Source organism: Nocardioides sp. zg-1228 (assembly GCF_017086465.1).
In the GTDB taxonomy this organism is placed as follows: domain Bacteria; phylum Actinomycetota; class Actinomycetes; order Propionibacteriales; family Nocardioidaceae; genus Nocardioides.
The window spans coordinates 1979758-1992994 of sequence record NZ_CP070961.1; the positions used below are offsets into that span (position 1 = coordinate 1979758).

12 protein-coding genes are annotated in these 13237 nt (G+C 72.8%); 10 read left to right on the forward strand and 2 right to left on the reverse strand.

Annotated features, from left to right (window positions below):
* Positions 1 to 21: 21 nt before the first annotated feature.
* The 6 genes from JX575_RS09450 (at position 22) to JX575_RS09475 (ending at position 6349) form a co-directional block, all read left to right on the forward strand.
* A complete protein-coding gene (locus JX575_RS09450) occupies positions 22 to 420 on the forward strand; it encodes a hypothetical protein (protein WP_186342165.1) in 399 nt (132 codons plus the stop codon).
* Positions 421 to 487: 67 nt separating this feature from the next.
* Positions 488 to 1393 (forward strand): diacylglycerol kinase, encoded by a 906-nt coding sequence (locus JX575_RS09455; protein ID WP_186342166.1) that lies wholly within the window; start codon positions 488 to 490, stop codon positions 1391 to 1393.
* The gene (locus JX575_RS09460) at positions 1390 to 4194 is read left to right on the forward strand and encodes a DEAD/DEAH box helicase (RefSeq protein ID WP_186342167.1); all 2805 of its coding nucleotides are present in this window, start codon (positions 1390 to 1392) and stop codon (positions 4192 to 4194) included. The genes JX575_RS09455 and JX575_RS09460 overlap by 4 nt, the downstream gene beginning before the upstream one ends.
* A 65-nt stretch (positions 4195 to 4259) precedes the next feature.
* Positions 4260 to 5195: a 5'-3' exonuclease gene (locus JX575_RS09465; protein WP_186342168.1), complete on the forward strand. Its 936-nt coding sequence runs from the start codon at positions 4260 to 4262 to the stop codon at positions 5193 to 5195.
* 10 nt (positions 5196 to 5205) lie between these two features.
* Positions 5206 to 5658 (forward strand): Lrp/AsnC family transcriptional regulator, encoded by a 453-nt coding sequence (locus JX575_RS09470; RefSeq protein ID WP_241005407.1) that lies wholly within the window; start codon positions 5206 to 5208, stop codon positions 5656 to 5658.
* 40 nt (positions 5659 to 5698) lie between these two features.
* A complete protein-coding gene (locus tag JX575_RS09475; RefSeq protein WP_186342170.1) occupies positions 5699 to 6349 on the forward strand; it encodes a maleylpyruvate isomerase family mycothiol-dependent enzyme in 651 nt (216 codons plus the stop codon).
* Positions 6350 to 6481: 132 nt separating this feature from the next.
* Here the strand turns inward: JX575_RS09475 and JX575_RS09480 are convergent, their stop codons facing one another.
* Together JX575_RS09480 and JX575_RS09485 are read right to left on the reverse strand one after the other, a co-directional pair.
* Positions 6482 to 7420 carry a hypothetical protein gene (locus JX575_RS09480; RefSeq protein ID WP_186342171.1) on the reverse strand — a complete coding sequence of 313 codons (939 nt, stop codon included), beginning with the start codon at positions 7418 to 7420 and terminating at the stop codon, positions 6482 to 6484.
* Positions 7421 to 7602: 182 nt separating this feature from the next.
* The gene (locus tag JX575_RS09485) at positions 7603 to 9081 is read right to left on the reverse strand and encodes a lysine 2,3-aminomutase (protein ID WP_186342172.1); all 1479 of its coding nucleotides are present in this window, start codon (positions 9079 to 9081) and stop codon (positions 7603 to 7605) included.
* 169 nt (positions 9082 to 9250) lie between these two features.
* On the opposite strand from JX575_RS09485, the gene JX575_RS09490 reads away from it, so the two are divergent.
* From JX575_RS09490 to JX575_RS09505, 4 genes are read left to right on the forward strand one after another with little or no spacing between them, the layout of a single operon-like run.
* On the forward strand, positions 9251 to 10330 hold the full coding sequence (locus JX575_RS09490) for an L-erythro-3,5-diaminohexanoate dehydrogenase (RefSeq protein WP_186342173.1): 1080 nt from the start codon (positions 9251 to 9253) through the stop codon (positions 10328 to 10330).
* On the forward strand, positions 10330 to 11922 hold the full coding sequence (locus JX575_RS09495; protein WP_186342174.1) for a lysine 5,6-aminomutase subunit alpha: 1593 nt from the start codon (positions 10330 to 10332) through the stop codon (positions 11920 to 11922). Before JX575_RS09490 ends, JX575_RS09495 begins: the two co-directional genes overlap by 1 nt.
* A complete protein-coding gene (locus JX575_RS09500) occupies positions 11919 to 12686 on the forward strand; it encodes an OAM dimerization domain-containing protein (protein ID WP_186342175.1) in 768 nt (255 codons plus the stop codon). The genes JX575_RS09495 and JX575_RS09500 overlap by 4 nt, the downstream gene beginning before the upstream one ends.
* A complete protein-coding gene (locus JX575_RS09505) occupies positions 12683 to 13093 on the forward strand; it encodes a hotdog domain-containing protein (RefSeq protein ID WP_186342176.1) in 411 nt (136 codons plus the stop codon). The genes JX575_RS09500 and JX575_RS09505 overlap by 4 nt, the downstream gene beginning before the upstream one ends.
* Positions 13094 to 13237 lie beyond the last annotated feature (144 nt).

A 13237-nucleotide genomic window follows, 5' to 3' on the forward strand; every position in this document is an offset into this window, starting at 1 on the left:
GCGCTCTGACAGGGTGGTGCCATGCAGCACGCCGCCCTCACCGACATCGACCCGTTCGACCTGCCGGAGTGGCTGGGCACCAGTGACGTGGTCTGGCGCGCCGACGCCGGGCTGCGCACCGGGCACCTGGTGGAGGGCCGGTTGACGGCCGCCGACGACCCGGCGCAGGAGATCGTGTGCGACCTGCTGGCGGTCGACGAGGCCTACCCCGCCCCGGTGGTCGACGACCCGACGCGGCTGCGGGTGCATCAGGCATGGCGGCACGGCCAGGTGATGGTCGGTGAGCGCGGGTCGCGGCTGGCCCTGGCCGTCCCGGGCACCGGCTTCGGCCCCGAGCTGGTCCTGGAGGCCCTCGGGCGTCTGGCCCGCGCGGTGGGGGCCCGCCCGGAGCGCTACGCCGCCCTGCTGCGGCTCGGCTGACCGCTCGCGGCGCGCACCGGCGACGTACCCGCCCGCCCGAGTCGGTGCCGGGGGATAGGGTCGCGCCATGCTCCACCCCGCGGCTCCCGAGCACCAGGTGCGAGGGCGCGAGATCGCCCTGCTGACCAACCCGACGGCCGGCGGCGGCCGCGGAGCCCGGCACCGCGACGTCGCGCTGGCCCGGCTCCGCGAGGCCGGGTTCGTGGTGCGCAACCTCCAGGGCCGCGACGCTGACGAGGCGGCCGACCTGGCCAGCGCCTGCGTCGCCGACGGTGTCGAGGCGCTCGTGCTGTGCGGCGGTGACGGGCTGGTCCACCTCGGCCTGCAGGCCGTGGCCGGCACCGGCGTACCCCTCGGCCTGATCCCGAGCGGCACCGGCAACGACGTCGCGCGCTACCTCGGCCTCCCGCGCACCGACCCGGCAGCGGCCGCCGATCGGGTGATCGCCTCGCGGCGACGCACCATCGACCTCGCCCGCAGCGGCGACCGCTGGTTCGTCACGGTGCTCGCCGCCGGGTTCGACGCGATCGTCAACGAGCGCGCCAACGCGATGACGTGGCCGCGCGGGCAGATGCGCTACAACCTCGCCACCCTCGCCGAGCTACGCACGTTCCGGCCGATTCCCTACGTGCTGCAGCTCGACAACGACACCGTCGAGCACGAGGCGATGCTCGTCGCGGTGGGCAACGGTCCGTCGTTCGGGGGCGGGATGCGCATCACCGAGGGCGCGCTGCTCGACGACGGGCTGCTCGACGTCGTCGTGATCACCCGGATGAGCAAGACCAAGCTGGTGCGCTCCTACCCGCGGCTGTTCACCGGCAAGGTCCACGGCGTCGCCGAGTACGTCCACCGCCGGGTGCGCTCGGTGACGGTCGCGGCGCCCGGCATCGTGTCGTACGCCGACGGCGAGCGCTTCGGCCCACTGCCCCTGACCATCGACTGCGTCCCCGGCGCCCTGGAGGTGATCGCATGAGCGAGCACGACGACCAGTCCACCCCGGCGGAGCGCTACGCCGCGTTCCGTCGCGACAAGCCCTACCCGATGCTCAAGGACTTCGCCGGCCTCTACGGCTTCGAGCTCGACGACTTCCAGGTGCGTGCCTGCCGCGAGATCGAGGACGGGCGCGGAGTGCTCGTCGCGGCCCCGACCGGCTCGGGCAAGACGATCGTCGGCGAGTTCGCCATCCACCTCGCCCTGCAGACCGGGCGCAAGGCGTTCTACACCACGCCCATCAAGGCGCTGTCCAACCAGAAGTACCACGACCTGGTCAAGCGCTACGGCGCCGCCAACGTCGGCCTGCTGACCGGCGACAACGTCGTCAACGGCGAGGCACCCGTGGTCGTGATGACCACCGAGGTGCTGCGCAACATGCTCTACGCCGGCTCGCGCACGCTGCTCAACCTCGGCTTCGTCGTGATGGACGAGGTCCACTACCTCGCCGACCGGATGCGCGGCGCGGTGTGGGAGGAGGTGATCATCCACCTGCCCGAGTCGGTGACGCTGGTGTCGCTGTCGGCGACGGTGTCCAACGCCGAGGAGTTCGGCGAGTGGCTGGAGACCGTGCGCGGCGAGACCACCACCATCGTGGAGGAGAAGCGGCCGGTGCCGCTGTTCCAGCACGTCATGGTGGGGCGCCGCCTGCTCGACCTGTTCGCCTCCTCCGACGTCGACGCGAGCGCCGGGTTCGTCAAGGAGGGGGCCCCGGTCAACGACGAGCTCACCCGCATCGCACGCGACGACTGGGCCAGCTCCCGGTTGATGCGCGACCGGCGCTCGCCCCGCAAGGGCAGGCCCGGCTCGTCGAAGAACCCCCGTGCCGTCGGCAACGGCCGCCGGGTGTGGATCCCGAGCCGCGTCGACGTCGTCGAGCGCCTCGACCGCGAGGGCCTGCTCCCGGCGATCGTCTTCATCTTCAGCCGGGCCGGCTGCGACGCCGCCGTCACCCAGCTCGTGCAGGCCAACATCCGGCTCACGACGGCGGCCGAGCGCGACGAGATCTTCGCGCGGGTCGAGGAGGCCTCGCGCACCCTGCCCGAGGAGGACCTCCACGTCCTGGGCTACCACGAGTTCCTCGACGGCCTCACCCGCGGCGTCGCCGCCCACCACGCCGGGCTGCTGCCGGCGTTCAAGCAGGTCGTCGAGGAGCTGTTCCAGGACGGCCTGGTCAAGGTCGTCTTCGCCACCGAGACGCTGGCGCTCGGCATCAACATGCCCGCGCGCACGGTCGTGATCGAGAAGCTCTCGAAGTGGAACGGCGAGACCCACGCCGAGCTGACCCCGGGGGAGTACACCCAGCTGACCGGGCGGGCCGGTCGTCGCGGGCTCGACATCGAGGGACACGGCGTCGTGCTCTACCAGCCCGGGATGAACCCGGGCGAGGTCGCCGGGCTCGCCTCCACCCGCACCTACCCGCTGCGCTCCTCGTTCCGCCCGTCCTACAACATGGCCGTCAACCTGGTGCACCAGTTCGGCCGCGCGCGCTCACGTGAGCTGCTCGAGCAGTCGTTCGCCCAGTTCCAGGCCGACAAGGCCGTCGTCGGTCTGGCCCGGCAGGTGCACAAGGCGGAGGAGGCCCTCGACGGCTACCGCGAGGCGGCGACGTGCCACCTCGGCGACTTCATGGAGTACGCCGGCCTGCGCCGCCGGATCTCCGACCTCGAGAAGGGCGCCGCGCGCGAGCGCCGCCTCGACCGGCGCGAGGAGGCGATGAAGTCCCTCGGCAAGCTGCGGCCCGGCGACGTGATCCACGTGCCGGCGGGCAAGTTCAGCGGGCTCGCCGTGGTGATCGACCCGGGCCACTCCGGCGACGAGCCCCGCCCCTACGTCGTCACCGCCGACCGACAGGCCCGGCGACTCGCGCCGATGGACTTCCCGACCCCGGTCGAGGCGATCGGGCGCCTGCGGATCCCCAAGTCGTTCAACGGCCGCAACCCCGCCATGCGGCGCGACCTCGCCACCGCGCTGCGCGCCAAGGCCCACGGCCTCGACGCCCCCGGCGCGCGCCGCACCCGTCAGCGCGACTCGTTCAGCGACACCCCCACCGACCGGGAGATCGGCCGGCTGCGCGCGGAGCTGAAGGCCCACCCGTGCCACCAGTGCCCCGAGCGCGAGGACCACGCCCGCTGGGCCGAGCGCTGGTACAAGCTCGAGCGTGACACCGAGACGCTCAAGCGCCGCGTCGACAACCGCACCAACACCGTCGCGCGCACCTTCGACCGGGTGTGCGACGTGCTGACGGCGCTCGACTACCTTGAGGGCGACACGGTCACCGAGAAGGGCTCGCACCTGCGGCGCCTCTACACCGACATGGACCTCGTCGCCGCCGAGGCGATCCGGGCCGGGCTCTTCGACGACCTCGCACCGTCGGAGCTGGCGGCGGTGCTCTCGGCGCTGGTCTTCGAGGCGCGCCGCGCCGACGACGCCTCCTCGCCGAAGATGCCCGGCGGGCAGGTGCGGCCGGTGCTGGCCGAGCTCGTGCGCGTCTGGGGCCAGCTCGACGCGCTGGAGCGCGACCACCGCCTCGACTTCCTCCGCGAGCCCGACCTCGGGTTCGCGTGGGCGGCGTGGCGCTGGGCCGAGGGCGACGACCTCGACGACGTGCTGATGGTGACCGGGCTGTCGGCCGGCGACTTCGTCCGCTGGATGAAGCAGCTCCTCGACCTCTGCGGCCAGGTGGCCGACGCGGCGGGCGAGCGTGAGCTGCGCGAGACGGCCCGCGCGACGGCCCGCCTGCTCAAGCGCGGTGTGATCGCCTACAGCGTCCTGGCCGACTGACGACCCCGCGAGTCGGCGACCGGTGCGGCCGGTCGCCGACGCCCGGATGTGGAAGGCTTCCGGCCATGGCCACCGGCGACCGCCTCCTGCTGCTCGACACCGCCTCGCTCTACTTCCGGGCGTTCTTCGGCGTGCCCGACTCGGTCAAGGCGCCCGACGGGACGCCGGTCAACGCGGTGCGTGGGCTGATGGACTTCATCAGCCGGCTGGTGGGGGAGTACGACCCGACGCACCTGGCCTGCTGCTGGGACGACGACTGGCGCCCGCAGTGGCGCGTCGACCTGCTCCCGTCCTACAAGGCGCACCGGGTGGTGCGCGAGGTGCCTGGCCCGCGGCCCGACGTCGAGGAGGTGCCCGACCCGCTCGAGGCGCAGGTGCCGGTCATCCGCGAGGTGCTCGCGGCCTACGGCATCCCCGTGGTGGGACACGCCGAGATGGAGGCCGACGACGTCATCGGCACCCTGGCCACCGGCGCGGGGATGCCGGTCGACATCGTCACCGGCGACCGTGACCTGTTCCAGCTCGTCGACGACGAGGCCGAGGTGCGGGTGCTCTACGTCGCGCGCGGCGTCAGCAAGCACGAGCGGGTCGACAACGCCTGGGTGCGCGCCAAGTACGGCGTCGACGCCCGGCAGTACGCCGACCTCGCCACGTTGCGAGGCGACGCCTCCGACGGCCTCCCCGGCGTCGCCGGGGTCGGCGACAAGACGGCTGCGACGCTGCTCGGCAGGTTCGGCACGGTCGAGGCGATCATCGCGGCGGCGGGCGACCCCGACTCCGACATGGGACCCGGTCCGCGGGGCAAGATCAAGGCCGCCGCCGACTACCTGGCGGTGGCGCCGCGCGTGGTCGCCGTGCGTCGCGACCTCGACCTCGGCTCGCCCGACCTGACCCGCCCGCGTACGCCCGCCGACCATGACGCGGTGGTCGCCCTCGACGCCCGCTGGGGCCTCGGCTCGTCGGCCGTGCGCCTCGTGCAGGCGCTGTCGGGATCGGACTAGGGTGGCGAGCGTGAGCTCCTCCGAGGTCGACGCCAAGGACCGCCAGATCCTCGCGCTGCTGGCGACCGACGGCCGGATGTCGTTCACCGACCTCGGCAAGGCGACCGACCTGTCGACCTCCGCGGTGCACCAGCGCGTCAAGCGGCTCGAGCAGCGCGGGCTGATCAAGGGCTACGGCGCGACGATCGACCACGAGCAGCTCGGCCGCCCGCTCACGGCGTTCATCTCGATCACCCCGATCGACCCCTCCCAGCCCGACGACTACCCCGAGCGGCTGATGGGCATCTCGGAGATCGAGTCGTGCTGGTCGGTCGCCGGCGAGGAGTCCTACATCCTCAAGATCCGCGTCGCCACGCCGTACGCGCTCGAGGAGATGCTGACCCGGATCCGCGCGGCCGCGAGCGTGTCGACCCGCACCACGATCGTGCTGTCGACCCCCTACGAGAACCGTCCACTCGACTGACCGGGCAGGTCCCGGACGTCGCCCTCGGCAGGAGAGCGCCATGACCACCGACTCCGCACTTCTCGACCTCCTCCGGACCGAGCGAGGCGCGTTGATCGACACGCTGCGCGCGCTGGACGACGCCCGGTGGCAGGTGCCGTCCCTCTGCGCCGGCTGGCGGGTGGTCGACGTCGCCGCCCACCTGGCATGGGCGCCCGTCCTCGGCCCCGGCGCCGCCGCGGCCGCGCTGGCCCGCCACGGCTTCTCGATCAACCGGATGATCGAGCGGTCGGCGGTCGAGTGGTCCGGTCGCGGGCACAAGGCGATCCTGGACCGGCTCGAGCGCAACCTCGCCGACGACGCCCGCCCGGCGGGGATGCCGGTGGTCGCCGCCCTGGCCGACGCCGTCGTGCACGGCCTCGACGTGCGCCGCCCGCTCGGCCTGCCCCACGCGGTGCCGCCGGAGGCCCTGGCCCCGGTGGCCGACTTCGCCCTCCGCACGCCGTGGCCGCTGACCGCCGTGGTCGGCGGCAGCGCGCGGCGCCGGGTGGCGGGCGTACGCCTCGTCGCCGAGGACGCCGGCTGGTCCCACGGCTCGGGCCCCGAGGTCCGCACGAGCGCGGAGGCGGTGCTCCTCCTGCTCCACGGCCGCGCGCCCGCCCCCGCCGAGCTCTCCGGCCCCGGGGCGAGCGTGGTGCTCGCCCGCCTCTGATCCGGGCTCTGGGCGCGTCGCCGGCAGCGGGTGTTGGTCGGTCGTGTCGGAGTCCCCGCTCGAGCGGGACTCCGACACTTGGAGGCCGTTGCAACCCCCTCCAGGTGTCGGACTACCCCTCCAGGTCGGCGCTCAGCGGGCCGTACGGCTCGCCAGCGCCCGCTTGATGCGGCGGGCGAGCACGACCGGGCGCTCGAGGTCGCCCCAGGTGATGCGGAGGCAGATCCACCCCGTCGCCAGGCAGATCTGCTCCTCGCGCCGCTTCTCGCGCATCAGGTAGTCGGCCAACGACTCGCCGGGGCGCCGGTGCCGTTCGTACTTGATGCGGCCGTCGAACTCGAGGAAGACGCCGAGCCCGCGCCAGGCGAAGTCGACGACCCCCAGCAGGTTGCCGTCATCGTCGACGACCTCGACTTGGGGCTCAGGGCGGGGGACGCGGTGCTCGAAGAAGAAGTGCCAGACGCGGGCTTCCGCGACGTTGGTCAGGCGCGAGTCGGCACGCCCCAGGACGAGCCGGGTCGCCAGACTGCCGGGCCAATGCCGGGCGGTGGTGGCGACGTCCTGCAGCTCCTCGAGCGTCGCGAGTCCGAGGTGCAGCACGCCGCACGCGGCGACGAGCCCCGCCTCGGCGCCGTACAGCGTCACCACTTCGATGGCCCCTCGTGCCGGGTGGGTCACTGGTACGTCGTCGCGCAGCGTCCACCACCGCTGCCCGAGCGCGGCGCGGTGGTGGACGACGCCGGCCTCCCTGCGACCGGGGCGCCCGTCGGTGCGCGTCAGGTGGGTCTCGTCGAGCCCGACATCCCACAGCGGCACCTCGTGCTCGGCGAGCGCGCTCTGGTGGGTGAGCACCGCGCTGTCGTGGGACGTCCGCAGCACGGCGCGGGAGCGGGCACGCATCATGCCCACCGCGTCGAGGTCCTTCACCAGCTCGGTGGGGACGTACGCGCCGTAGCGGAGCTTGGTGAGCGCGCCCGCGGCCACCTGGTGGCGGATGTCGCGGTCGGTGAGGCCGTCCGCGACGAGGTCACGGCGCAGGAGGACGTCGTCAGGCGCGATCTGAAAGGTCATGCCTGACGTGGTGCCCGGTCAGCCCTTGACGACAAACCGGGGCGGCGCGATCTGTGGATGCCGGCGGACCTGGTGGAGGAGTCCGACACTTCGAGGGGGTTGCAACGGCCTCCAGGTGTCGGAGTCCCCGCTCGAGCGGGGACTCCGACACAACCCGGAGGAACGGAGGAGAGGGGGAGGGGTCAGTAGGCCTGGAGGGCGGCGGTGCGGCGGGAGGCCTCGGCCATCTCGGCGGCCTTGAGCGAGGCCTCGTCGAGGCGGCCGTGCTCCTCCCACCACTGCTGCCCGGCGTCGGGGAGGGTGTGGATCGGGTCGTAGTACTCGAAGTGGCGCGACAGGGCCTCGGCGTCGTCGGCCTCGATGGACGTGCGGTAGTTCTTCGTCCAGTAGGAGATGCCGCGTTCGGTGTCGTAGTCGGCGTTCTGGTGCACCCAGCGCTTGCCGACGAACGGCACGTCGCACACGATGCGCGGCGTCGCGAAGCCCGGCAGGTAGCCCATGATGTGGTGCTGGAGGCGCTGCGCGTCGGCGAGCGAGACCCGCCAGTGCTCCGAGAACGGGATCATGTCGCACATGTAGAAGTAGTAGGGCATGACCTGGGCGCCGTCGAGCAGGCGGAAGCACAGGTCGAGCAGGGTGTGCGGGTCGGCGTTGACGCCGTGGAGCAGGACACCCTGGTTGCGGACGTCGCGCAGGCCGGCGTCGAGCATCGCTCGCGACGCCTCGGCGACGATCGGGGTGACTGAGTTGGCGTGGTTGGCGTGGGTGTGCATCGCGAGCGAGACGCCGCGCGAGCGGGCGACCGCGGCGACGCGGGCCACGCCCTCGACCACGTCGGGCTGCAGCCAGTGCTGCGGCAGGCCGATGAGGGCCTTGGTGGCGAGCCGGATGTCGCGGATGTTGTCGACCTCGAGCACCGACATGAGGAACGACTCGAGGCGGGGCCACGGCATGTTGGCCACGTCGCCGCCGGAGACGACGACGTCGCGCACCGACGGCGTCCGGCGCAGGTAGTCGATCATGTCACCGAGGCGGTCGTTGGGCTTGCCGGCGAACTTGAGCTTGTCGATGACCGGGGTCGAGTTGCCGACCAGGTCCATGCGGGTGCAGTGGCCGCAGTACTGCGGGCAGGTCGGCAGCAGCTCGGCGAGCACCTTGGTGGGGTAGCGGTGGGTGAGCCCCTCGGTGGCCCACATGTCGTGCTCGTGGAGGGAGTCGCGCGCGGCGTGCGGGTGCGACGGCCAGTCGGTGCGACGGTCGCTGAAGACCGGGATCATGTAGTGGCGGATCGGGTCGGCGTAGAACGCCTCGGTCAGCGACCCGGCGCCGGCGGGCTCGATGCCCGGCACCATGGTGTTCATCATCTGCGGCGGCACCAGCATCGACATGGTCGCCCGCTCGGCCTGGTCGCGCTCGAGGTCGGCGTAGAACCGCTCGTCGAGCAGGTCGCCCATCAGCTCGCGCAGCTGCTTGACGTTCTTGATGCAGTGGGCGCGCTGCCACTGCACCGAGGCCCACTCGGCGGCGGTGACGTCGGACCAGCCGGGGAACCGCGTCCAGTCGGGCTCGACGAGCTCCACGCGCCGGTAGGGGTAGGGCTGGCCGGCATCGCGGCCGGTGGCGAGGTCGGTCCCGGGTGCGGGGGCGGTCTCGATGCTCATCTGGTCTCCTTGCGGTGGCCCCGGGCCGGGCGGGAGCGGGGTCAGGTCGGGCGGCGCGCCGGTTGTGTGCGCGTCGACACGTCTGGGAGAGTACGTGGAGAACGTGCGGCCAGTCCAATGCCACGCCGCAAGATTTGCGGTTCATCACGAACGTAGAAGGATGCCCTGCATGAACACCTCCTCGGACGTCCAGACGGACGTCCGCACCAGCGACCCGACCGGCCTGCACCGCGTGCTCGACGAGCAGACGGTGCTGCCGCAGGCGGCCGAGCGGCTCGACACCCGCGCCGCGCTGTGGCCCGACGAGGTGCGCGTGCGCGTCGAGCGGCTCAACCTCGACGCTGCGTCGTTCCGCCAGCTCGAGCGGACGCACACCCGAGACGGCGTCACCGACGGCGACGCCGTGCGCGCGGAGGTGCTCGACATCGTCGCCACCCGCGGCAAGATGCAGAACCCGGAGACCGGCTCCGGCGGCATGCTCGTCGGCACCGTCGAGGAGGTCGGCCCCGAGTCGCCGCTCGGCCTGTCGGTGGGCGACCGCATCGCCACGCTGGTCAGCCTCACCCTGACGCCGCTCGTCATCGAGGACGGCCTCGGCGGCTGGGACGGGCGCAGCGAGCAGGTGCCGTGCGACGGCTACGCCGTGCTCTTCGGGCGCTCCATCGCCGCCGTCATCCCCGACGACCTCGACCCCGCCCTCTCGCTCAGCGTGATGGACGTCTGCGGCGCCCCGGCGCTCACCGCCCGCGTCGTGGAGGAGTACGTCGCCCGCGGGCAGGCACCGACCGTGGCCGTCATCGGCGGCGCCGGCAAGTCCGGCTCGCTCAGCCTGGCCGCCGCCCGCGCGGCCGGCGCGCGCCGCACCGTCGGCATCGTGCCCCACCAGGGCGAGCACGACCTGCTCACCGGCGCCGGCCTGGCCGACGCGGTGGCACTCGCCGACGCGCGCGACCCGATCGCCCTGCGCGACGCCGTGGTGGCGGCCGGCGGCCCGGCTGACGTCACGGTCGTCTGCGTCGACGTGCCCGGCTGCGAGGGCGGTGCGATCCTGGCGACCGCGGAGGGCGGCACGGTGATCTTCTTCTCCATGGCCACCAGCTTCAGCGCGGCGGCCCTGGGCGCCGAGGGCCTGGCGGCCGACGTGCGGATGCTCGTCGGTAACGGCTACGTCCCCGGCCACGCCGCGCTCGCCATGGACCTGCTGCGCGGCGACGCCGGCGTGCGCGCCCTGTTCGAGCGGAGGCTCTGATGACGTCCACGACCAGCCGGCTCGGCCTCGACCGCGCCGACGTACGCCGCGCGCGCACCCTCGCGCGCCAGGTCGGCAAGCCCATCGTCGACCTCGCCCAGCGCCACACCACGGTCAGCGTCGAGCGGGCCACGCTGCGGCTCGCCGGTCTCGGCGGGGCCGACCCCGACGGCACCCCGTGGGTCAACCGGCTCGCCGACGCCGTCCGCGCCGATGTCGGCCTCGAGCACGGCGTCAGCGCGCCCGTCTGGGACGCGCTGCTGCGCGGCGAGGGAGACGACCTGCTCACCCTCGCCCAGAAGGCCGCCGCCGGGTCGGTGAGCTTCCGGGTCCCGGAGGGCACGGATGCGCGGCGGGCGCGGGCCGCGGCGCGCAAGGCGGTCGGCGCCGGCATCACGCGGGTCGACCGGCAGCGGGTGGCGCGCGAGCGGATGATCGCCCGGGTCGGCGACGCCCCCAGCAAGCCGTGGATCTACCTCATCGTCGCGACGGGCGACATCCACGAGGACATCCCGCAGGCCCAGGCCGCCGCCCGCGAGGGCGCCGACGTGATCGCGGTGATCCGCTCCACCGGGCAGTCGCTGCTCGACTTCGTGCCCGAGGGCGCGACGCGTGAGGGGTTCGCGGGCACCTACGCCACCCAGGAGAACTTCCGCCTGATGCGGGCCGCGCTCGACGAGACGTCGAAGGAGCTCGGCCGCTACGTCCGGCTCACCAACTACGCCTCCGGTCTGTGCATGCCCGAGATCGCGGCGCTCGCCGGCCTCGAGCGGCTCGACATGATGCTCAACGACTCGATGTACGGGATCCTCTTCCGCGACATCAACCCGATCCGCACCTTCGTCGACCAGCGCTTCAGCCGGCAGGTCCACGCCCGGGCGGGCATCATCATCAACACCGGCGAGGACAACTACCTCACGACGGCCGACGCGGTCGAGGCTGCGCACACCGTGACGACCAGCCAGCTGCTCAACGAGTACTTCGCCAAGGAGGCGGGCCTCGAGGACTGGCAGCTCGGCCTGGGCCACGCCTTCGAGATCGACCCGGCCGTGCCCGACTCCTTCCGCCTCGAGCTGGCCCACGCCATGCTCGCGCGCGAGCTGTTCCCCGACGCGCCGCTGAAGTGGATGCCGCCGACGCGTCACATGACCGGCGACATCTTCAAGGGCTACCTGCTCGACGGCTTCTTCAACCTCGTGGGCGCGCTCACCGGCCAGGGGATCCTGCTCGTGGGCATGATGACCGAGGCGGTCGTCACCCCGTGGATCTCCGACCGCGACCTGGCCCTGCAGAACGTCCGCTATGTCATGAACGCGGCCGGCAACCTGCACGAGGACTTCCGGCCGGCGCCCGACGGCTTCATCGCCGGGCGGGCGCGCGAGGTGCTCGGAGAGGCCATCGGCCTGCTCGAGGAGATCAAGGCCGACCGGAGCGTCCCCGGGCAGCCGCCGCTGCTCTCTGCCATCGCCGACGGCACGTTCGGCCTGATGAAGCGCCCGGCCGACAAGGGGAAGGGCCTCGAGGGAGTGGCCCGCAAGGCCGGCGACTACTACAACCCGGCCACCGAGATCCTCGAAGGAGCAGACCGATGAGCCTGATCCGGCCCTACGGCGACACCACCGGCGACGGCATGGTGCAGCTGTCGTTCACGCTGCCGATCGAGCACTCCAAGGTCGCCGAGGGCGCAGCGGTCCAGCTCGCCAACAAGATGGGCATGGACCCGGCGCTGGTCGTCCACTCCAAGGCCGTGGGGGAGGGCTTCACGTTCTTCGTCGTCTACGGCCGGGTCAACCACCTCGTCGACCCCAGCACGGTGGAGGTCGTCGAGCGCGACTACCCGCTGCTGACCCCCAAGGAGGCCAACGCCGCGATCAAGCGCTCGCTGCGCCGCCGCCTCGTGGTCGTCGGCGGCTGCATCGGCACCGACGCCCACACCGTCGGGATCGACGCGATCCTCAACATCAAGGGGTTCGCGGGGGAGAAGGGCCTGGAGTACTACCGCGAGCTCAAGGTCGTCAACCTCGGCGCCCAGGTCTCCGTCCCGCAGCTCGTCGAGGCCGCGCGCGAGGAGAAGGCAGACGCCGTGCTGGTCTCGCAGGTCGTGACCCAGCGCGACGCCCACCTGCTCAACACCCGCGAGATGTCGGCGGCGTTCCGCGAGGCCTACCCGGCCGCGCAGCGGCCGCTGCTGGTCGTCGGCGGGCCCCGCTTCGACGAGAAGATGGCCGGCGAGCTCGGCGTGGACCGCGTGTTCAGCCGGGGCACCACGCCCGGCGAGGTCGCGTCGTTCATCGTCCACCGGCTCGCCGGACCCCGCCCGAGCAGCCAGCAGGACGAGAAGGAGAAGGCCTCATGAGCGAGCCCGCCGGGAGCCGGGTCGGCACGGTGGTCACCCACCGCCGCTACGTCCCCTACTCCCACGCCCACTACGCCGGCAACCTCGTCGACGGGGCCTACAGCCTCGGCCTGTTCGGCGACGTGGCCACGGAGATGTGCATCGTCCTCGACGGCGACGAGGGGCTGTTCGCCTCCTACTCCGACGTCCAGTTCCGGGCCCCGGTGCGAGCCGGCGACGTGGTCGAGGTCACCGCGACGCTGGTGCGCGAGGGCACCCGCAGCCGGGTGATGGACTTCACCGTGCAGGTCGTCGGTCGGGGGGCGCCGAGCGCCGTGGCACCGGGCCGGGCGGAGGTGCTCGACCCGCCGGTCGTCGCCACGACCGCCACGGGCACCGTCGTCGTCCCCCCCGCCGCCGGGACGTAGGCACACGAGTCGGCGTGTCATGCGCCGACACGCCGACGACTTTGAGATTTGTCCCGCGAGTTTGGGCGGGAGCACCCTCCCGTGACCTGCGCGAACGCACGTTCGCGCAGGTCAGGCCCGTGTTGACACCCTCCCGCACGCGAG

Coding starts and splice junctions, on each gene's coding strand:
- JX575_RS09450 (WP_186342165.1), top strand. CDS start 22: ATGCAGCACGCCGCCCTCACCGACATCGACCCGTTCGACCTGCCGGAG.
- JX575_RS09455 (WP_186342166.1), top strand. CDS start 488: ATGCTCCACCCCGCGGCTCCCGAGCACCAGGTGCGAGGGCGCGAGATC.
- JX575_RS09460 (WP_186342167.1), top strand. CDS start 1,390: ATGAGCGAGCACGACGACCAGTCCACCCCGGCGGAGCGCTACGCCGCG.
- JX575_RS09465 (WP_186342168.1), top strand. CDS start 4,260: ATGGCCACCGGCGACCGCCTCCTGCTGCTCGACACCGCCTCGCTCTAC.
- JX575_RS09475 (WP_186342170.1), top strand. CDS start 5,699: ATGACCACCGACTCCGCACTTCTCGACCTCCTCCGGACCGAGCGAGGC.
- JX575_RS09480 (WP_186342171.1), bottom strand. CDS start 7,420: ATGACCTTTCAGATCGCGCCTGACGACGTCCTCCTGCGCCGTGACCTC.
- JX575_RS09485 (WP_186342172.1), bottom strand. CDS start 9,081: ATGAGCATCGAGACCGCCCCCGCACCCGGGACCGACCTCGCCACCGGC.
- JX575_RS09490 (WP_186342173.1), top strand. CDS start 9,251: ATGAACACCTCCTCGGACGTCCAGACGGACGTCCGCACCAGCGACCCG.
- JX575_RS09495 (WP_186342174.1), top strand. CDS start 10,330: ATGACGTCCACGACCAGCCGGCTCGGCCTCGACCGCGCCGACGTACGC.
- JX575_RS09500 (WP_186342175.1), top strand. CDS start 11,919: ATGAGCCTGATCCGGCCCTACGGCGACACCACCGGCGACGGCATGGTG.
- JX575_RS09505 (WP_186342176.1), top strand. CDS start 12,683: ATGAGCGAGCCCGCCGGGAGCCGGGTCGGCACGGTGGTCACCCACCGC.